Source organism: Buttiauxella brennerae ATCC 51605 (assembly GCF_001654925.1).
Taxonomy (GTDB): domain Bacteria; phylum Pseudomonadota; class Gammaproteobacteria; order Enterobacterales; family Enterobacteriaceae; genus Buttiauxella; species Buttiauxella brennerae.
Genome location: NZ_LXER01000019.1, coordinates 103,660 through 124,174 on the forward strand (window position 1 = coordinate 103,660; position 20,515 = coordinate 124,174).

Annotated in this window: 14 protein-coding genes; 8 read left to right on the plus strand and 6 right to left on the minus strand. The window is 54.7% G+C overall.

Annotation, left to right across the window (positions count from 1 at the left end; translation table 11 throughout):
• Positions 1-59: 59 nt before the first annotated feature.
• From M975_RS11695 to trhP, 7 genes are all read left to right on the plus strand, one after another.
• On the plus strand, positions 60-1,310 hold the full coding sequence (locus M975_RS11695; protein ID WP_064559528.1) for an MdtA/MuxA family multidrug efflux RND transporter periplasmic adaptor subunit: 1,251 nt from the start codon (positions 60-62) through the stop codon (positions 1,308-1,310).
• On the plus strand, positions 1,310-4,435 hold the full coding sequence (locus tag M975_RS11700; protein ID WP_064559530.1) for an MdtB/MuxB family multidrug efflux RND transporter permease subunit: 3,126 nt from the start codon (positions 1,310-1,312) through the stop codon (positions 4,433-4,435). Before M975_RS11695 ends, M975_RS11700 begins: the two co-directional genes overlap by 1 nt.
• On the plus strand, positions 4,432-7,512 hold the full coding sequence (gene mdtC, locus M975_RS11705; protein WP_064559532.1) for a multidrug efflux RND transporter permease subunit MdtC: 3,081 nt from the start codon (positions 4,432-4,434) through the stop codon (positions 7,510-7,512). Before M975_RS11700 ends, mdtC begins: the two co-directional genes overlap by 4 nt.
• Positions 7,513-7,658: 146 nt before the next feature.
• Positions 7,659-9,074, plus strand: coding sequence for an MFS transporter (mdtD, locus tag M975_RS11710; protein ID WP_064559534.1), 1,416 nt, complete (start codon positions 7,659-7,661; stop codon positions 9,072-9,074).
• Positions 9,071-10,465, plus strand: a complete 1,395-nt coding sequence (gene baeS / locus M975_RS11715) for an envelope stress sensor histidine kinase BaeS (protein ID WP_064559536.1) — start codon at positions 9,071-9,073, stop codon at positions 10,463-10,465. The genes mdtD and baeS overlap by 4 nt, the downstream gene beginning before the upstream one ends.
• Positions 10,462-11,184, plus strand: coding sequence for an envelope stress response regulator BaeR (gene baeR / locus M975_RS11720; protein WP_064559538.1), 723 nt, complete (start codon positions 10,462-10,464; stop codon positions 11,182-11,184). Before baeS ends, baeR begins: the two co-directional genes overlap by 4 nt.
• 246 nt (positions 11,185-11,430) lie before the next feature.
• Positions 11,431-12,792 (plus strand): prephenate-dependent tRNA uridine(34) hydroxylase TrhP, encoded by a 1,362-nt coding sequence (gene trhP, locus M975_RS11725; protein WP_064559541.1) that lies wholly within the window; start codon positions 11,431-11,433, stop codon positions 12,790-12,792.
• 227 nt (positions 12,793-13,019) lie between these two features.
• Here trhP and M975_RS11730 read toward each other — a convergent pair whose 3' ends face one another.
• A complete protein-coding gene (locus tag M975_RS11730) occupies positions 13,020-14,129 on the minus strand; it encodes a threonine aldolase family protein (RefSeq protein ID WP_083967887.1) in 1,110 nt (369 codons plus the stop codon).
• Positions 14,130-14,358: 229 nt separating this feature from the next.
• On the opposite strand from M975_RS11730, the gene yegS reads away from it, so the two are divergent.
• Entirely contained in the window at positions 14,359-15,258 is a 900-nt protein-coding gene (gene yegS / locus M975_RS11735; RefSeq protein ID WP_064559543.1) for a lipid kinase YegS, read from the plus strand.
• 36 nt (positions 15,259-15,294) lie between these two features.
• On the opposite strand, the gene M975_RS11740 is transcribed toward yegS, so the two are convergent.
• Genes M975_RS11740 through M975_RS11760 form a run of 5 tightly spaced genes read right to left on the minus strand, consistent with a single transcriptional unit; the run spans position 15,295 to position 20,494 of the window.
• A complete protein-coding gene (locus tag M975_RS11740) occupies positions 15,295-16,068 on the minus strand; it encodes an ABC transporter ATP-binding protein (RefSeq protein WP_064559599.1) in 774 nt (257 codons plus the stop codon).
• Between the two features lie 20 nt (positions 16,069-16,088).
• Positions 16,089-16,955, minus strand: a complete 867-nt coding sequence (locus tag M975_RS11745) for an ABC transporter ATP-binding protein (RefSeq protein ID WP_064559601.1) — start codon at positions 16,953-16,955, stop codon at positions 16,089-16,091.
• Positions 16,927-17,832: an ABC transporter permease gene (locus tag M975_RS11750; RefSeq protein WP_064559545.1), complete on the minus strand. Its 906-nt coding sequence runs from the start codon at positions 17,830-17,832 to the stop codon at positions 16,927-16,929. Before M975_RS11750 ends, M975_RS11745 begins: the two co-directional genes overlap by 29 nt.
• Positions 17,829-18,866 (minus strand): ABC transporter permease, encoded by a 1,038-nt coding sequence (locus tag M975_RS11755; protein WP_064559547.1) that lies wholly within the window; start codon positions 18,864-18,866, stop codon positions 17,829-17,831. The genes M975_RS11750 and M975_RS11755 overlap by 4 nt, the downstream gene beginning before the upstream one ends.
• Positions 18,863-20,494 (minus strand): ABC transporter substrate-binding protein, encoded by a 1,632-nt coding sequence (locus tag M975_RS11760; protein ID WP_064559549.1) that lies wholly within the window; start codon positions 20,492-20,494, stop codon positions 18,863-18,865. Before M975_RS11760 ends, M975_RS11755 begins: the two co-directional genes overlap by 4 nt.
• Positions 20,495-20,515 lie beyond the last annotated feature (21 nt).

Here is a 20,515-nt window from a genome sequence, read left to right on the forward strand (position 1 = left end):
TAGGCCTAACCCCTGAGCATGACGGGGATAATCGTTTCAGGAAGAGAATACGTACATCTATGAAAGGCACATTCACCGCTCGTTGGTTTTGGATTGCAGCAGCAGTCATTGTCGTTATCGCCGCCATTTTCTTCTGGCGTAACATGAATGCCGGTAACGACACCGCAGGTTCGCAATCGACACAACAACGCCCTGCTGGCGGTCGCCACGGGATGCGCGGTGGCGCGTTAGCCCCGGTGCAAGCCGCAACGGCAACCAGCGAATCTGTGCCGCGTTACCTGACGGGTCTCGGCACCATTACTGCGGCCAATACTGTCACGGTGCGCAGCCGGGTAGACGGGCAATTGCTGGCCATTCACTTCCAGGAAGGGCAACAGGTTAAAGCCGGTGATTTGCTGGCAGAAATTGACCCAAGCCAGTTCAAAATCGCCCTCGCCCAGGCTCAAGGGCAGCTGGCAAAAGATCAGGCAACACTTGCCAATGCACGCCGTGACCTGGCACGTTATCAGCAACTGGTTAAAACCAATCTGGTTTCCCGCCAGGAGATGGACGCCCAACAAGCGCTGGTCAATGAATCTGTCGGGACGATAAAAGCCGATGAAGCCGCTGTCGCCAGCGCACAATTGCAACTCGACTGGAGCCGCATCACCGCGCCGATTGATGGCCGCGTGGGGCTAAAACAGGTCGATGTCGGCAATCAGATCTCCAGCAGCGACACCGCAGGTATTGTGGTGCTGACCCAAACGCATCCTATTGACCTGATCTTTACCCTGCCGGAAGGTGATATTGCGACCGTTGTCAAAGCGCAAAAAGCGGGAGCCACGCTTAGCGTTGAGGCCTGGGATCGCACCAACAAACTCAAGCTGAGCACCGGCGCATTACTGAGCCTGGATAACCAAATTGATGCCACAACCGGCACCATCAAACTCAAAGCTCGTTTTAATAATGAAGACGATGCGCTTTTCCCTAACCAGTTCGTCAACGCGCGAATGCTGGTTGATACCCAGCAAAATGCGGTAGTCATTCCAACGGCTGCCCTGCAAATGGGTAACGAAGGCAACTTTGTCTGGGTGCTTAATAGTGATGATAAAGTCAGTAAACACCTGGTCACGACCGGCATTCAGGACAGCCAAAAAGTGGTGATTGCCGCCGGGCTTTCTGCCGGAGATCGTGTTGTGACTGACGGAATTGATCGCCTGACAGAAGGCGCGAAAGTTGAAGTAGTTGAGGCGCAATCAGCGACAGCTGCTTCCCCACCGAAAGAGGTCGAACACCCGCAAAAACACAAACGTAACGGAGCGACTTCCTGATGCAGGTGTTACCACCGAGCTCCACAGGTGGCCCATCGCGCCTGTTCATCCTGCGGCCTGTCGCTACCACACTTTTGATGGTGGCGATCTTACTTGCCGGGATTATCGGTTATCGCTTCCTGCCCGTTTCTGCACTACCCGAAGTGGATTACCCCACTATTCAGGTTGTGACGCTCTACCCAGGCGCGAGCCCGGATGTCGTCACCTCGGCGATTACCGCCCCGCTTGAGCGCCAGTTCGGGCAAATGTCCGGCCTGAAACAAATGTCTTCACAAAGTGCTGGTGGCGCATCGGTGGTGACGCTGCAATTCCAGCTCTCTCTGCCGCTGGATGTTGCCGAGCAAGAAGTGCAGGCTGCGATTAACGCCGCGACAAACTTGTTGCCATCCGATCTCCCCAACCCGCCGGTGTACAGCAAAGTTAACCCGGCCGATCCGCCGATTATGACGCTCGCCGTGACCTCAACCGCCATGCCAATGACGCAAGTTGAAGACATGGTGGAAACGCGCGTCGCGCAGAAAATTTCTCAGGTGTCCGGCGTCGGTCTGGTGACGCTTTCCGGCGGCCAACGCCCTGCGGTGCGCGTGAAACTTAACGCTCCGGCGATTGCAGCATTTGGCTTGACCAGCGAAACCGTGCGCACAGCCATCACCAGTGCCAACGTTAACTCGGCAAAAGGTAGCCTTGACGGCCCGGAGCGCGCCGTCACGCTTTCAGCCAACGACCAAATGCAGTCGGCTGAAGAGTATCGCAACCTGATTATTGCTTATCAGAACGGTGCACCAATTCGTCTTGGTGATGTGGCAACCGTTGAACAAGGGGCGGAAAACGCCTGGCTTGGTGCCTGGGCAAACAAACAACCGGCGATCGTGATGAACGTGCAGCGCCAGCCGGGTGCCAATATTATCGATACTGCCGACAGCGTTCGTGCAATGTTGCCCGCGCTAACCAAAAGCCTGCCGAAATCGGTTGAAGTCAAACTGCTTAGCGACCGCACCACCAATATCCGCGCCTCCGTTACCGACACCCAGTACGAACTGATGCTCGCCATCGCGCTGGTGGTGATGATTATTTACCTGTTCCTGCGCAACGTTCCGGCAACGATTATCCCGGCGGTTGCCGTTCCGCTATCGCTGATCGGGACTTTTGCCGTGATGGTTTTTCTCGACTTCTCGATAAACAACCTGACGCTGATGGCGTTAACCATCGCCACCGGTTTCGTGGTCGACGATGCGATTGTGGTTATCGAAAACATCTCGCGTTATATCGAAAAAGGTGAAAAACCGCTCGCCGCCTCGCTGAAAGGTGCCGGTGAAATTGGCTTCACCATTATCTCGCTAACCTTTTCGCTGATCGCCGTGCTTATCCCACTGCTGTTTATGGGCGATATCGTTGGCCGCCTGTTCCGCGAATTTGCCGTCACTTTGGCTATTGCGATTCTGATCTCTGCGGTGGTGTCACTGACGCTAACGCCGATGATGTGCGCACGCATGTTGAGCCACGAATCATTACGCAAGCAGAACCGTTTCTCCCGAGCCAGCGAGCGCTTTTTCGAGCGTGTCATTGCCGGTTATGGCCGTATTTTGACGCGCGTGCTGCACCACCCGTGGCTAACGCTGGGCGTCGCTTTTGGCACTCTGGCCCTCACCGTGGTGCTGTGGATGTTTATCCCGAAAGGCTTCTTCCCGATTCAGGACAACGGCATTATTCAGGGCACCTTACAAGCGCCACAATCTGTCTCCTTCTCCAGTATGGCTTCCCGCCAACAGCAGGTGGCAGATGTGATAATGAAAGATCCGGCGGTAGAAAGCCTGACCTCATTTGTTGGCGTGGATGGTACCAATCCGTCACTGAACAGTGCGCGTTTGCAAATTAACCTCAAGCCGTTGAGCGACCGTGACGACCGCATTCCGGTGGTCATCGAGCGGTTACAAGCTGACGTGGCGAAAGTACCTGGCGTCGAACTTTATTTGCAACCGGTGCAGGATTTGACCATCGACACCACCGTCAGCCGCACCCAGTACCAGTTCAGCTTACAGGCGATGTCCCTTGATGAACTGAGCACCTGGGTTCCACAACTCACCGAAAAGCTGCGCACATTGCCGCAATTGTCGGATGTCAGCAGCGACTGGCAGGATCAAGGTCTGGTGGCGTATGTCAATGTCGACCGCGCCAGTGCCAGTCGTTTGGGCATCTCAATGTCTGATGTCGACAATGCGTTGTATAACGCGTTTGGCCAGCGCCTGATTTCCACCATTTACACCCAGGCTAACCAGTATCGCGTGGTACTGGAACACGACACCAGCACGACACCGGGCCTGAGCGCGCTGGATAATATCCGCCTTGCCAGCACCGATGGCGGGAGCGTGCCGCTAAACAGCATTGCAAAAATAGAGCAGCGTTTTGCGCCGCTGACGGTCAATCATCTCGACCAGTTCCCGTCGACCACTTTCTCGTTTAACGTCACAAACGATCACTCCCTGGAAGAGGCCGTCAAAGCGATTACCGCGGCGGAAAAAGAGCTCGCCATGCCTGCGGATATCACCACGCAGTTCCAGGGCAGCACCCTCGCCTTCCAGGCTGCACTCGGCAGCACCATCTGGCTTATCGTGGCGTCAGTGGTGGCGATGTATATCGTGCTCGGCGTGCTATACGAAAGTTTTATCCACCCGATAACTATCCTTTCGACCCTTCCAACCGCGGGTGTCGGCGCATTAATGGCGTTGATGCTGGCAGGGGCTGAGCTGGATGTGATTGCGATAATCGGCATTATTTTGCTCATCGGGATCGTGAAGAAAAACGCCATCATGATGATCGACTTCGCCCTGGCGGCGGAGCGCGAGCAAGGAATGAAGCCGTACGATGCCATTTATCAGGCTTGTTTGCTGCGTTTTCGCCCGATTCTGATGACCACACTTGCCGCCCTTCTGGGGGCATTGCCGCTGATGCTCTCAACCGGCGTCGGTGCAGAACTGCGCCGCCCGTTGGGTATCGGCATGGTCGGCGGTTTGCTGGTGAGCCAGGTACTGACGCTGTTCACCACTCCGGTGATTTACTTGCTATTTGATAACCTGTCGCATGCAGTAAGTCGCCGTTTTGGTCGTCGCGATGAGGAAGTGCTGTGAAATTCTTCGCACTGTTCATCTACCGGCCCGTCGCCACCATTTTGCTGACCGCCGCCATTACATTGTGTGGCGTGCTGGGCTTTCGTTTGCTGCCTGTGGCCCCGCTGCCACAGGTGGATTTCCCGGTGATTATGGTCAGCGCATCACTGCCGGGTGCCTCCCCTGAAACCATGGCGTCGTCAGTGGCTACGCCGCTTGAACGGGCGCTCGGGCGTATTGCCGGGGTAAATGAGATGACGTCGTCGAGTTCGCTCGGCAGCACGCGCATCATTCTGGAGTTTACCTTTGATCGCGATATCAACGGTGCGGCGCGTGATGTGCAGGCTGCAATCAACGCCGCACAAAGCCTGTTGCCAAGCGGTATGCCAAGCCGCCCGACCTATCGCAAAGCCAACCCGTCTGATGCGCCCATTATCATTCTGACACTGACTTCAGACACGCTTTCCCAAGGCCAGCTTTATGATTTCGCCTCCACGCAACTGGCGCAAACCGTGGCACAGATTGATGGCGTGGGTGATGTGGATGTCGGCGGCAGTTCGCTCCCCGCCGTTCGCGTCGGCCTGAATCCTCAGGCGCTGTTTAACCAGGGCGTTTCGCTTGATGCCGTTCGTACGGCAATCGACAACGCCAACGTGCGCCGCCCGCAAGGTGCACTGGAAGACGGCGCACGCCGCTGGCAGCTGCAAACCAATGATGAACTCAAAACCGCTGCGGAATATCAGCCGTTAATTATTCATTACAACAATGGTGGTGCGGTGCATTTAAGCGATGTCGCCACCGTCACCGACTCCGTTCAAGATGTGCGCAACGCCGGGATGACCAACGCGAAGCCCGCGATTTTGCTGATGATTCGTAAATCCCAGGAAGCGAATATCATCGAAACGGTGGACAGGATCCGGGCAAAAATCCCCGAGCTGCGTGAAACGATTCCGGCGTCGATTGATTTGCAGATAGCTCAGGATCGCTCACCCACCATTCGTGCATCACTTGCCGAAGTCGAACAATCGCTGATTATCTCCGTTGCGCTGGTCATTCTGGTGGTGTTCCTGTTCCTGCGCTCCGGCCGGGCAACTCTGATTCCCGCAGTAGCGGTACCGGTGTCCCTGATTGGTACGTTCATCGCCATGTATTTGTGCGGCTTTAGCCTGAATAACTTGTCGTTGATGGCGCTGACCATCGCCACCGGTTTTGTGGTAGATGACGCGATAGTGGTGCTGGAAAATATTTCCCGCCACCTCGAAGCGGGCGTCAAACCCTTACAGGCGGCACTTCAGGGCGTGCGCGAAGTGGGCTTTACCGTGTTGTCGATGAGTCTGTCGCTGGTCGCGGTTTTCCTGCCGTTACTGTTAATGGGCGGCTTACCGGGTCGGTTATTCAAGGAGTTTGCCGTCACGCTTTCCGTTGCCATCGGGATTTCACTGGTGGTGTCGATTACGCTTACGCCAATGATGTGCGGGTGGCTGTTAAAGAACAAACCGCCACATAGCCCGACCCGCAAACGCGGCTTTGGGCGTGTACTGATTGCGATGCAAGAGGGCTACGGGCGCTCGCTTAAGTGGGTGCTGAACCACACTAAACTGGTGGGCGTTGTGCTACTGGCGACCATCGCACTGAACGTCTGGCTGTATATTGCGATCCCGAAAACCTTCTTCCCGGAACAAGATACCGGGCGTTTAATGGGCAACATTCAGGCCGACCAGAGCATTTCCTTCCAGGCGATGCGCGGCAAATTGCAGGACTTTATGAAAATCGTCCGTGACGATCCTGCCGTCGATAACGTCACGGGTTTTACCGGGGGTTCACGGGTCAACAGCGGCATGATGTTTATCTCGTTAAAGCCACTTTCTGAGCGTAAAGAAACCGCGCAACAGGTTATCGATCGTTTACGTCAGTCGCTGGCAAAAGAGCCGGGCGCGAGCCTGTTCTTAATGGCTGTGCAGGATATCCGTGTTGGCGGCCGCCAGGCCAATGCCAGTTACCAGTACACGCTACTTTCCGATAATTTAGCCGACTTGCGTACCTGGGAGCCGAAAATTCGCCAGGCGCTCGCCAAACTACCGCAGCTGGCTGACGTAAACTCCGACAGCCAGGACAACGGTGCGGAAATGGACTTGATTTATGACCGTGAAACCATGGCACGGTTGGGGATCAGCGTCTCAGATGCCAATAACCTGCTAAATAACGCCTTTGGCCAGCGGCAGATTTCGACCATTTATCAGCCGCTAAACCAGTACAAAGTGGTGATGGAAGTCGACCCACGTTATACGCAGGACATCAGCGCGCTGGACCAAATGTTTGTCATGAATAAAGAGGGCAAGCCGATCCCGCTTTCTTACTTTGCCAAATGGCAACCGGCGAACGCCCCGCTATCAGTCAACCACCAGGGGTTATCCGCCGCGTCTACGGTGTCCTTTAACCTGCCAACCGGCGTGTCGTTATCGGAAGCAAGCGAGGCCATCGACCGCACTATGACGGCATTAGGCGTGCCTTCCACTGTGCGCGGGATGTACGCCGGAACCGCGCAGGTGTTCCAGGACACCATGAAATCCCAGGTGTTGCTGATTATCGCTGCCATCGCCACGGTGTATATCGTGCTGGGGATTTTGTATGAGAGCTACGTTCACCCGCTGACAATCCTCTCTACCCTGCCCTCTGCGGGCGTCGGAGCTTTGCTGGCACTGGAACTATTTGGTGCGCCGTTTAGCTTAATTGCGCTTATCGGCATCATGCTCTTAATTGGTATTGTGAAGAAGAACGCCATCATGATGGTGGACTTCGCGATAGACGCGCAGCGTATCGGTAACCTGCAACCCGAAGAGGCGATTTTCCAGGCCTGCTTGTTGCGTTTTCGCCCGATTATGATGACTACGCTGGCGGCGCTGTTTGGCGCATTGCCGTTGGTGCTGACCAGCGGTGACGGCGCGGAACTGCGCCAGCCGCTGGGGATCACCATCGTTGGCGGTTTAGTCGTCAGCCAGTTGCTGACGCTGTACACCACCCCGGTGGTGTATCTGTTCTTTGACCGCCTGCGGATGCGCTTTGCGCGTAAAAATGATCGTCTTGCGACAACGGATTAATCATCCGATGGCACTGGAATATCCAAAATAATTGGAGTTGCAGCAAGGCCGCAAGTGAATGAGTCCCGATGAGCTTACTTGAGTAAGTGATTTGGGCGAAAGAGCGCAGCAACGCTGCTGCAGCTTCAAGTATGAAGGATATTTAAATGACTGAACTGCCTGCCGCCGTCCGCTGGCAACTATGGATTGTCGCCTTTGGCTTCTTCATGCAGTCGCTCGACACCACCATCGTCAACACTGCCCTGCCCTCCATGGCGGCGAGCCTTGGGGAAAGCCCGTTGCACATGCACTCGGTTATCGTGTCGTATGTGTTGACGGTCGCGGTGATGTTGCCCGCAAGCGGCTGGCTGGCGGACCGCATTGGCGTGCGCAATATCTTTTTCACCGCCATCGTGCTGTTTACCATCGGCTCGTTATTATGCGCGCACGCTTCCACGCTGAATGAACTGGTGATGGCGCGAGTGGTGCAAGGGGTTGGCGGGGCCATGATGGTGCCCGTCGGGCGCTTAACGGTGATGAAAATTGTCCCGCGTGAGCAATATATGGCGGCAATGACCTTTGTGACTTTGCCCGGGCAAATCGGCCCACTGCTTGGCCCGGCACTCGGGGGCGTGCTGGTGGAATATGCGTCATGGCACTGGATTTTCCTGATTAACCTGCCGGTTGGCATTATCGGCGCCATCGCCACGCTGTGGCTAATGCCGAACTACACCATGCAGACGCGCAAATTCGACATGATGGGCTTTGTCTATCTGGCGTTTGGTATGGCGGCGCTGACTATTGCACTTGATGGCGCAAAAGGTTTAGGCGTGAGCCCATCCACGGTGTGGTTGTTAGTGGGTGGCGGAGCTGCAGCAATGGCGCTCTATTTGTGGCACGCCAAAGCCAATGACAACGCCCTGTTCAACCTCAATCTTTTTAAGACGCAGACTTTCTCGCTCGGCCTGTTAGGCAGTTTTTGTGGCCGTATCGGCAGCGGAATGATCCCGTTTATGACACCGGTATTCCTGCAAATCGGCCTTGGCTTTTCGCCTTTCCACGCGGGCCTGATGATGATCCCGATGGTGCTCGGCAGTATGGGCATGAAACGCATTGTGGTGCAGGTGGTTAACCGCTTCGGCTACCGCAACGTTTTGGTCGCCACCACCTTAGGGTTATCGCTGGTTATCCTGTTATTTATGGCGACAGCTCTGCTGGGCTGGTACTACCTGCTGCCAGTGGTGTTGTTCCTGCTCGGCATGGTCAATTCCACGCGCTTCTCGTCTATGAACACGCTGACGCTGAAAGATTTGCCTGACGATCTGGCCAGCGGCGGCAACAGCATGCTTTCGATGGTGATGCAGCTTTCGATGAGTATCGGCGTCACCATCGCCGGGCTGCTGCTCGGCATGTACGGGCATCATCAACTGACGGCGGACAGCGCCGTCGTCCATAGCGTGTTTATGTATACGTATCTCAGCATGGCGGTGGTTATCGCCCTCCCCGCGCTGATTTTTGCTCGCGTCCCGAAAGACACCACCAAAAATGTCGTGATTGCGCGACGCAAAAGGAGGAACCCATGAAGCTCTGGCGGCCAGGTATCACTGGCAAATTGTTCCTCGCGATTTTCTCGACCTGCCTGCTGGTGCTGGCAATCATGCATTGGGGCGTGCGGCTGAGCTTCGAACATGGGTTTATTGATTACATTAAACGCGGCAATGAACAGCGCCTCGAGATGTTAAGCGACGCGCTGGGCGAGCAATACGAGCAGCACGGCAACTGGCAGTTCCTGCGCAACAACGACCGCTTTATGTTCAAGCTGCTGCGCTCATTCGAGCATGGCGATGTGGAAAACGCTAACCTACCGCCACACGGCTGGCGCACGCAATTCTGGGTCATTGACCAGGATTACAAAGTGCTGGTTGGCCCACGCGGCCCGGTTCCGACCGACGGTACGCGCCGGGCGATTAACGTCAATGGCCGCGATGCCGGCTGGGTGGTCGCCTCGCCGGTCGAGCGCCTGACGCGCAACACCGATATTAATTTCGATCGCCAACAACGGCGCACCAGCTGGATTATCGTCGGCCTCGCCACACTGCTTGCTGCGGCCGCCACTTTCTTGCTGGCACGAGGGTTGTTAGCCCCGGTGAAACGATTAGTTGAAGGGACGCACAAACTCGCCGCCGGGGATTTCTCCACCCGCGTGGACTCCACCAGCCAGGACGAACTCGGCAAACTGGCGCAGGACTTCAACCAGCTCGCCAGTACGCTTGAGAAAAACCACAATATGCGCCGCGCTTACATGGCCGATATTTCCCATGAATTGCGCACCCCGCTGGCGATTTTACGCGGTGAGCTGGAGGCAATTCAGGATGGCGTGCGCAAATTCACCCCGGAGTCGGTCGCCTCGCTACAAATGGAAGTCGCCACCCTGACCAAACTGGTTGATGACCTGCACCAATTGTCGATGTCCGACGAAGGGGCACTGGCCTACCAGAAGCAATCTCTGGATATCATTAACCTGCTGGAGATTGTGGCGGGCGCATTCCGCGAGCGCTTTAACTCACGTGGTTTAAGCATCAGCCTTGCCCTGCCAGATAGTGCGACCATTTTCGGTGACAGCGACCGCTTGATGCAGTTATTCAATAACCTGCTGGAAAACAGCCTGCGCTACACGGATGCGGGCGGCCAGTTAGTTATCTCAGGTGAAGTGGTAAATCAACGTTTCGTCATGCACTTTGCCGACAGCGCACCGGGTGTGAGCGACGAGCAGTTAACCATGCTGTTCGAGCGTTTTTACCGTGCCGAAGGCTCCCGCAACCGCGCCAGTGGCGGCTCCGGGCTTGGCCTATCCATCTGCCAGAATATTGTTGCCGCCCATAACGGCAAGCTTTACGCCACGCATTCGCCTTTCGGCGGGGTTAGCATTACAGTAGAGTTACCGCTGGAGCCAGAATCGTTGAGACCTGTATGACTGAGTTACCGATTGACGAAAACACACCGCGTATTTTAATTGTTGAAGACGAGCCGAAGCTCGGCCAACTGTTAATTGATTACTTACGTGCTGCGGGATATGCGCCAGAGTTGATTACCCATGGCGACAAAGTACTGCCTTTCGTGCGCCAGACGCCGCCAGATTTGATCCTGCTTGATTTAATGCTGCCAGGCACCGATGGCCTGACGCTGTGCCGTGAAATTCGTCGTTTCTCTGAAATTCCGATTGTCATGGTGACCGCTAAAATCGAGGAAATCGACCGCCTGCTTGGTCTGGAAATTGGTGCAGATGATTACATCTGCAAGCCTTACAGTCCTCGGGAAGTGGTGGCTCGCGTCAAAACCATTTTGCGCCGCTGCAAACGCCAGCGCGACCCGGTTGCAGCCGATGAAATCAGCCCGTTAATCATTGACGAAGGTCGTTTTCAGGCGAGCTGGCGCGACAAACTTTTGGATTTAACTCCAGCTGAATTCCGCCTGCTGAAAACGCTGTCTCACGAGCCGGGCAAAGTCTTTTCACGCGAACAGTTACTCAACCAGCTTTATGATGATTATCGCGTAGTGACTGACCGCACCATCGACAGTCATATCAAAAACCTGCGCCGTAAACTCGAAGCGCTGGATGAAGAACAGTCGTTTATCCGTGCGGTCTACGGCGTGGGTTACCGCTGGGAAGCGGACGAGTGCAGGATTGCGTGAGGGTAGTTTCTGGAAGAAATATGCTCAAAATAATTCGAGTTTCAGGTAGGCGGCAAGGGAATTTATCCCGATGAGCTTACTTATGTAAGTGATTCGGGTAAGTGAGCGCAGCCAACGCCCCTGCAACTTGAAGTATGAAGAGCATTAGCGCTACAATTCCCGCCCTAAAACTGTGCCTTATGCACACGCTTTCAAACCACCGCACCATATGCGGTGGTTTCTGACCTGAAATCAGACGAGAACCCCATGTTTAAACCAGAACTTCTATCCCCGGCCGGAACGCTGAAAAATATGCGTTACGCATTCGCCTATGGCGCAGATGCTGTCTACGCGGGCCAACCGCGTTACAGCCTGCGTGTACGCAACAACGAATTCAATCACGAAAACCTCCAGCTCGGCATCAACGAAGCCCATGAGCTTGGCAAAAAATTCTACGTGGTTGTCAACATTGCCCCGCATAACGCCAAGCTGAAAACCTTTATCCGTGACCTGAAACCGGTTATCGATATGGGCCCGGATGCGCTGATCATGTCTGACCCTGGTCTTATCATGATGGTGCGTGAAGCATTCCCGGAAATGGACGTTCACCTGTCGGTACAGGCGAATGCCGTGAACTGGGCGACCGTGAAATTCTGGAAACAAATGGGCCTGACCCGCGTGATTTTGTCCCGCGAACTGTCGCTGGAAGAGATTGCTGAAGTGCGTGAGCAAGTGCCGGACATGGAACTGGAAATCTTTGTTCATGGCGCACTGTGCATGGCCTATTCTGGCCGCTGCCTGCTGTCGGGTTACATCAACAAGCGTGACCCGAATCAGGGTACCTGCACCAACGCCTGCCGTTGGGAATACAAAGTTGAAGAAGGCAAAGAAGATGATGTCGGTAATATCGTGCATCTTCATGAGCCGATTCCGGTACAAAACATTGAGCCGACTTTGGGCGCGGGCGCACCAACCGATAAAGTGTTTTTGATGGAAGAAGGCAAACGCCCTGGCGAATACATGACGGCGTTCGAAGACGAACACGGCACCTACATCATGAACTCGAAAGATCTGCGCGCCATCGAACACGTTGAACGCCTGACCAAAATGGGCGTGCACTCGCTGAAAATCGAAGGCCGCACCAAATCCTATTACTACTGTGCGCGTACCGCTCAGGTTTATCGCCGTGCAATCGACGATGCCGCAGCAGGCAAACCGTTCGACCCAACGCTTCTGACCACGCTGGAAGGTCTGGCACACCGTGGCTACACCGAAGGTTTCTTGCGTCGTCATAATCATGATTCTTATCAGAATTACGAGTACAGCCACTCGGTTTCTGAAAGTCAGCAATTTGTCGGTGAATTTACCGGTGAACGCCGTGGCGGTCTGGCAGAAGTGAAAGTGAAGAACAAATTCCTGCTCGGCGACAGCCTGGAATTAATGACACCGCAAGGTAACGTCACCTTCACGCTTGAAGTGCTGGAAAATACCAAATCGCAGCCGATTGAAGTCGCACCTGGCGATGGCCATATTGTATGGATGCCGGTGCCAGAAGATGTGTCGCTGGATTATGCGTTGCTGATGCGCAATTTGGCAGGTCAAACGGCACGCGATCCACAAGCTAAATAGTTAATTTACGTTATTTTTTCACGCCAGGAGATTTCTTAGAAACCGATCACACACCGCTTCGTTTGATGCGGTTATTATCGTCGGGCTGAAAAACATAACCCATAAATGCTAGTTGTACCAGGAACCACCTCATTGGCCTGTGGAATCTCCCTTCCGCAGGCCTTCTTTTTTGTCGTTACCGATTCAACATTTGCAAACACCGTTGCGCCAGTTTCAATCCAGAAACATTAATTGCCTTTATTAACCTGCCCCATTAATTCGCTGAATAAATCCAGGATTTGAACATCACTCATCTGCAACAAGCTGTCACCTATATAGAACTCAGTTTTGCACCATCCGGGCACTTCGGTCCCTTCCAGATTATTGAACAACCAATAACCATGCTGCCTGGCGATATTATCCCGGGCATTGAGTAATGCGGGGATATCCGCGTCAAAATACGCATGAAACATATTTACCTGAGGAGTGCGCGGCAAAATTCGAATGCCCGGTATTGTTTGAAGGCAAGCGGCCAGGCTCAATGTCCGCTGATAACAAGCCTCAAGTATGGCTAATTGCTTATCAAAACGCATAGCCGTTGATACCACCATTGGCGTTTGTGAAACCAGGTTGCCGCCTAATCGCCTGAGCCAGAGACGTGCCTGTTGGATGAAGTCGGTATCGCCTGCCAGCAGTGCTCCAGCAATGCCGCCGAGACCTTTGTAGGCTGAGACATAAACTGACGAGAAACCATCAGCAATTTCGGCATATGACCGTTGGTAATAGGCTTTGGTTTCCCACAGGCGCGCCCCATCCATATGCAAAGGTGTACCTGACTGCGCGGCACTCTTTTTCAGCGCCTCCAGTTCTTCCCACTCCGGTAGTTGCCCGCCAAGTTCCCGGGCCGGTAACTCAACGGCCAGGCAGCCCAGCGGTTCAGCAACAGCGGATAAGTCTTCCTCCACAATAGGCCGAAGTCGATGTCCTACCGTCACGCCGTGCAACTGCATTAAGGCCTGATAGGATTGCTTTTCGTGAAGCAGTAAATGTGAAGATGCATGCACCCCAAAGCGTTGCAGTCGCTTTCGCTCGCACCAGATATTTACTGCTATCAACTGCGCCATAACCCCGCTGGGCATGAATACGGCCGATTGCTTGCCCAGCAGTTTTGCCACTTTCTCTTCAAAGTGTTGAATGAATGCACCTTCACCATAAACGTCGTGGGTTACATCATTAGACTGCGCCCAGTCAGCCATTTCCTGAAACGTCTGCGCTGGAGTCGCTTGAGAAAATCCCTTTAATTCGACACTGCAGGACGTTCTAAGACGCCCACGTTCTTCTTCAATGTTGTTCATCATCATATTTCTTTTTTATTAAGTGAATGTTGTTGTGTATTTTTAGTTATTCAATGCGTTGAAAGCCGTCAGATATAATACTCACGCATAAAACTGTATGTATGTCATTTATCAATAATATGCTTCGCGTGTAACTATTCTTCGCTAAACCCCGCAGACTCAGCCTGTTCTTACCCGTAAATCCCTCACATAAGATACACTCAGAAATCAACTACATTTCCAGAGGTATGCCATGGAGCAGTTTCCTGTAACGTTCGTCATCCTGAACGGCAAAGGTGCCGAAAACGACATTTTGCGCAGTGCCGTCAACGTGATGCGTGATGAGGGATACATGTTACATATCCGTGTTACCTGGGAAAAAGGTGATGCCATACGCTATGTTGAAGAAGCCTCGCGAATGGGCGCTGATACCGTGGTTGCGGGTGGTGGCGATGGCACAATAAACGAAGTGGCGACGGCGCTGGCAAAGCTTGCACCGGAACAACGCCCGGTGCTTGGGATCTTACCCCTCGGCACAGCGAACGATTTTGCCACCAGCATCGGCATTCCTCAGGAGCTGGACAAAGCATTACAGCTGGCGATAGTCGGCAAAGGCGTGCCTATCGACCTGGTGCAAGTGAACGAGTCGGCCTGGTTTATCAATATGGCGACCGGCGGTTTTGGTACACGCATCACCACTGAAACACCGGAAAAACTGAAAGCGGCATTAGGCGGCATTGCCTATTTCGTGCATGGTTTGATTCGCCTCGATACGCTTAAACCCGACCGCTGCGAAATTCGCGGGCAAGATTTTGAGTGGCAAGGTGACGCGCTGGTGATTGGTATAGGTAATGGCCGCCAGGCGGGCGGTGGGCAGGAACTTTGCCCGCAGGCGTTGATTAATGATGGTTTATTAGAGTTGCGTATTTTTACTGGCGAAGAGTTGCTACCGGCAATTTTTAAAACGCTGACGCAACCAGACGACAACCCCAATATTATTGATGGGCGTTCATCCTGGTTTGAGATAACCGCCCCACACGACATCACTTTTAACCTTGATGGCGAGCCGCTGACCAGCCAAAAGTTCCGCATTGATATCCATCCGAATGCGATAAGCTGCCGCCTGCCGCCAAACTGCCCGCTGCTGGGTTAACAACCGCGGGCGAGTTTGTTTTGCGCGAAAAGCAGGTCAGAACTGCGCCACCTGCTGAGCCATTTCACGGCTGTACTGGCGGCTGGCGTTTACCAGCATTTGGGTATAAGGATTTTGTGCCGCACCGCTAATTAAATTATCGGTGCTAAGTGACTCAAGAATCTTCCCATGCTGCATGACACCGACGCGATGGCACAAATGTGCAATTACGCCTAAATCGTGCGTCACCATCAAATAGGTGAGTTTCGACTCTTGCTGCAAATCCGCCAGCAAGTTGAGAATTTCCGCCTGCACCGAAACATCCAGCGCTGACGTCGGCTCATCAAGGAGCAAGACCTCCGGCTCAAGAATCAGCGCACGCGCGATGGCGACACGCTGACGTTGCCCGCCGGAAAGCTGATGCGGATAACGGCTGCGAAACGCGCGGTTAAGACCGACTTTATCGAGCATCATATTGATGCGGCGGTCACGATCGGTGAAACCCTGAATTTGCAGCGGTTCTTCCAGAATGTCGCCGATGGTATGGCGCGGATGGAGCGAACCGTAGGGATCCTGAAACACCATTTGCACCATGCGGCACCGCTCGCGGCTGATTTTGTGCTCGAGTTCGGTTCCGTCAATCACCAGTTTGCCCTGCCAGTGCGTAAACAACCCGGCGAGGCATTTCAGCACCGTGGTTTTCCCGGAACCCGACTCCCCCACCAGGCCAAAAATTTCACCATGTCCGACGTTAAAATTCACGTCAAACAGCACCTGGTTGGTTTTCACCCCTTCGCCAAAGGTTAAATTGAGCTGGCTGACTTCAATCATAGATGACATGCGTTGCTCCTTTATTCGGTTAGCCAACTAGCCTGGCGCTGCAGAACCGGCAGATGCACCCGGCGCTTGTCCATATCCGGCAAGGCGCTAATTAGCCCCTGCGTATAAGGGTGCTGCGCGTTATCGAGGTCTTTCGCTGCTATCGATTCCACCACCCGCCCGGCGTACATCACCAGCACTCGGTCGCAGAAACTGCGCACCAGGTTGATGTCGTGGCTGATGAAAATCAGCCCTAGCCCGCGCGACTGTACCAAATCGTCGAGCAGCGCCAACACTTGCAGGCGCACCGAAACATCAAGTGCTGAAGTCGGTTCATCAGCAATTACCATTTCAGGATCAGTGATAAGCATCATGGCAATCATGATGCGCTGCCCCTGGCCGCCAGAAACTTCATGCGGATAGAGGTTATAAACGCGCTCCGGCTGGCGAATGCGCACCACTTCCAGCATCTCCAGCACTTTCTGCTTCGCTTCTTTATGGCCGACGCGGTGGTGCGTCAGCCAGGCTTCAGCGATTTGATCCCCCACGCACATCACCGGGTTCAGTGAGTATTTCGGGTCCTGCATAATCATTGAGATACGTTTGCCGCGCACGTCGCGCATTTGCGCATCGCTGGCACGCAGCAGGTCAACGTCGCCGAACTGCATACGATCGGCGGTGATCTGCGCTTTTTTCGGGTGAAGCTGCAATAACGCACGGCCCACGGTGGATTTCCCGGAACCGGACTCGCCAACGATGGCCAGCTTTTCACGCCCAAGCTGGAATGAAACGCCACGCACCGCGTGGGTTTGCTGGCGACCGTTCACAAAGGTGACATTCAGGTCGCGTACATCAAGCAGTTGTGGCGCGTTATTCGCTACGAGGATCGAGGATGTCACGTAGGCCATCTCCCAAGAAGTTGAATGCCAGACTGTTGATTAAAATCGCCAGCCCCGGAATTGTGACCACCCACCAGCACTCCATCATGTAAGTGCGCCCGCTGGAGATCATCGCTCCCCATTCAGGCTCAGGCGGTTGTGCGCCAAGGCCCAGGAAGCCCAGACCTGCGGCAGTCAGGATGATGCCCGCCATATTCATCGTGATGCGGATAATCACCGATGGCATGCACAGCGGCACAATGTGGCGCCACAACACACGTACTGGCGACGCCCCTTGTAAACGTACCGCAGAGATAAAATCGGCCTGGCGTAAAGAGAGGGTTTCTGCACGCGCCAGGCGAGCAATCGGCGGCCAGGCGGTAAGCGTAATCGCAATCACCACATGCTCAAGGCCGGGGCCGAGTGCCGCAACAAATGCCAGCGCCAGTACCAGGCTTGGGAACGAGATGAAAATATCGGTGATACGCATCAGCACCATATCGACCTTGCCGCCGAAATAACCGGCTGTGACACCGAGCAGCAAACCAATGGGGCCAACGGTTATCGACACTAGCAACACAATGTAGAGCGTGATGCGCGAGCCATAAACCAGGCGACTGAAAATATCGCGGCCAAACTCATCGGTGCCAAACCAGTGTGTGGCATTTGGCGCGGTCAGTGCATTATTCAAATCCTGCACCAGCGGTTTAAATGGTGCTATCCACGGCGCGAAAACCGCTACCATCAACAGCAGGAAGACAATCCCACCGCCAATGGCGGTCAGCGGGTTACGTGCCATTTTGCCGATAAACCCAACCGCCCGCAGACCCGCGCGTTTAACGCGCAGCGAGCGCTCGTCAGCGGCGGTGAGTTGTGGTGTTCCAAAGGAAACCGTCATGATTTTGTCCTCGGATCAAAGAGTTGGTAAAGCATGTCGGACAGCAGGTTTAGCAACACAAAAATAACCCCCACCACCAGCACGCAACCCATCACCGCATTCATATCGCCAAGCAACAGACTACCGGTGAGATAAGAACCAAAACCCGGCCACGAAAACACAGTTTCAATCAATACCGCACCTTCGAGCAGCGAGCCGTACGCCAGCGCAACTACCGTCAGCAACTGCACCAGAATGTTGCGGAACGCGTGGTTCCAGATAACCTGGCGCTCGGTCAGCCCTTTGACGCGTGCGGTGATAATGAATTCCTGCGAAAGCTGCGCCAGCATAAAGCTGCGCGTCATACGGCTGATGTAGGCCAGCGAATGGAAGCCCAGAAGAGAAGCCGGAAGAATCAGGTGGTTTAGCGCGTTAAAGAACACCGCGCTGTTTCCCGCCAGCAACGCATCCACTAACAGCAAACCTGTGCGACGCGGCACAATGCCATCGAGGCCTAAATCCACCCGCCCTGCACCACCGACCCAACCAAGCCAGGCGTAGAACAGCAGCAGTCCCATCATCCCGACCCAGAAAATCGGCGTCGAATAACCCGCGAGGCTGATGATACGTACCGCGTAATCCACCACGCTGTTACGGCGAGCCGCCGCCCAGACGCCAAGTGGGATACCGAGGCCCGCGCCGACGATAATCGCCACCGTCGCCAGTTCAAGCGTTGCCGGGAAGACACGCAGAATGTCGTCCACCACCGGTTTGCCGGTCAGCAACGCATTGCCTAAGTCGCCGTGCAGCAGACCGCCGAGGTAAATCCAGAACTGAGTAGCCAGCGATTGATCAAACCCTAACTGGTGGTAAACCTGCTGATAGGTGCTTTGGTCCGCATCCGGGCCAACAATCGCCAGCACCGGGTCAATTGGCATCACGCGGCCAATAAAGAAAGTCAGCAGCAGCAACCCAAACAGGGTGACCAGCACCTGGCTCAGACGCTTTGAGAAACGCCGGGCGCGACCGCCCGGTGCCAGTAGAATCATGCTCATCCTTTATTCTCCCCATTCTCAGCTGGCGTTTTATAGACATCACGCAGGAAGGTCGTCGCCGACGGGTGCGGCTGGTAGTTCTGCACTTCTTTGCGCACCACCACCGAGTCCACCATTTGCGAAAGCGGTAATAAAGCGGGGATCAGCTCGTCATAACGCGTCTGGATCGCCTGATATTCAGCAAGCTGTTTCGCGGGGTCACGTTCAACCAACGCGTTGTCGATTTGCTGATTGAGCGTTTTGTCGTAGAAACTGGTGCGCCAGCCCTGGAAGTTTGTCAGACGAGCCGCGTCGCTATTGTCCGGGTTGTAGACCAGCGAACGCAGGCTTGAATGCGGATGCGGTTCTACCCCGCTGCCGCCGCGGCCCACCAGCATGTCGAACTTGCGTTCACGCATCGCACCGTAGATCTGGTTACCCGTGCCGGTCACGATTTTCGCGTTGATCCCCGCCTGCATCAGCGTGGATTGCACCGCAATCGCGATATTCAGGAAGGGTTGGTCCGCCAGCACGCGCAGCGTGGTGTCGAAGCCGTCCGGGTAGCCAGCTTCAGCCAACAGTTTTTTGGCCCGTGGAATATCCAGCGAGTAGCCTGGGTTCGGCAGTGTTGCGGGCATTCCGGACTGAATCGGGCGCTGGTGCAGCACGCCATAGCCAGGCATCAGCGCTTTGTTGATGCCCTGATAATCAATTAAATAACGTACCGCTTCGCGCACTTTAGGGTTGGCGAAATGCGGTTCTTTCATGCTCATAGCGACGTAGTAAATGGTGCCTTTTTTAACCGCATCGACCGTCATATCCGGGTCTTTTCGCAGCGCGTTAACGTCAGATACTGCCATGTTGCTGGCAATGTCCAGGTCGCCCTTGGCAATCATCAGGCGCAACGTTTGTGACTCCTGGAAGTGACGGAACACCACGCGTGCCAGTTTCGGCTCACCGCGCCAGTATTCCGGGTTGCGCTGCATACGCAGCACATCTTTCGCCTGCCACACTTCAAGGCTGAATGGCCCGGAACCCGCTTCGTTGGTCGTCAGCCAGCGATTGCCCCAGTCATCGTTTTGCACATGCTGCTCAACCGTTTTGCTGTCGAGCACCACGACGCTACCGAGAGCGGCCAGCGAATAGATAACCAGTTGCGGGTCGTTGGCTTTCGGCAGCGTGATTTCTACTGTTGAGCTATCCAGCGCTTTGACATGTTCATCGACGTTCTTTTTGCTAAAACCGTAGGATTTCCACACCGATGCCTGTGCCAGGTTAAGGTGCAAAATGCGGCGCATCGACCACACCACGTCATCGGCGGTGAGTGAGTTGCCAGAGTGGAATTTCACGCCATCGCGCAGGTGGAAGGTCAGGCGATTGCCGTCCTCAGAAACTTCCCAGGACTTTGCCAGCGCCGGGCGCACGTTGGTGAGTTTCGCCGGGTCCAGTTCCACCAGCGAGTCATAGAGGTTTACCACCAGCCCGACCACTTCGTTGCCGGTCATCGCCGCCGGGTCGAGGGTGAGCAGGTTGTTCATATTCATGCCGATAATCAGCTGGTCAGGTGGCGTTTTCGCCATCGTCGAGCCGCTGCCGAACATGAACAGGAGCGTGAGCAACCACGCCCCCAGTCGGGAGCTTCGATTCATGATAGATACCGTTTTTGTAGG

Bases quoted from the DNA above. Each gene is read 5' to 3' on its own strand.
- trhP (WP_064559541.1), top strand. From the start codon at position 11,431: ATGTTTAAACCAGAACTTCTATCCCCGGCCGGAACGCTGAAAAATATG.
- mdtD (WP_064559534.1), top strand. From the start codon at position 7,659: ATGACTGAACTGCCTGCCGCCGTCCGCTGGCAACTATGGATTGTCGCC.
- M975_RS11695 (WP_064559528.1), top strand. From the start codon at position 60: ATGAAAGGCACATTCACCGCTCGTTGGTTTTGGATTGCAGCAGCAGTC.
- yegS (WP_064559543.1), top strand. From the start codon at position 14,359: ATGGAGCAGTTTCCTGTAACGTTCGTCATCCTGAACGGCAAAGGTGCC.
- M975_RS11730 (WP_083967887.1), bottom strand. From the start codon at position 14,129: ATGATGAACAACATTGAAGAAGAACGTGGGCGTCTTAGAACGTCCTGC.
- M975_RS11755 (WP_064559547.1), bottom strand. From the start codon at position 18,866: ATGAGCATGATTCTACTGGCACCGGGCGGTCGCGCCCGGCGTTTCTCA.
- M975_RS11700 (WP_064559530.1), top strand. From the start codon at position 1,310: ATGCAGGTGTTACCACCGAGCTCCACAGGTGGCCCATCGCGCCTGTTC.
- baeS (WP_064559536.1), top strand. From the start codon at position 9,071: ATGAAGCTCTGGCGGCCAGGTATCACTGGCAAATTGTTCCTCGCGATT.
- M975_RS11740 (WP_064559599.1), bottom strand. From the start codon at position 16,068: ATGATTGAAGTCAGCCAGCTCAATTTAACCTTTGGCGAAGGGGTGAAA.
- baeR (WP_064559538.1), top strand. From the start codon at position 10,462: ATGACTGAGTTACCGATTGACGAAAACACACCGCGTATTTTAATTGTT.
- M975_RS11750 (WP_064559545.1), bottom strand. From the start codon at position 17,832: ATGACGGTTTCCTTTGGAACACCACAACTCACCGCCGCTGACGAGCGC.
- M975_RS11760 (WP_064559549.1), bottom strand. From the start codon at position 20,494: ATGAATCGAAGCTCCCGACTGGGGGCGTGGTTGCTCACGCTCCTGTTC.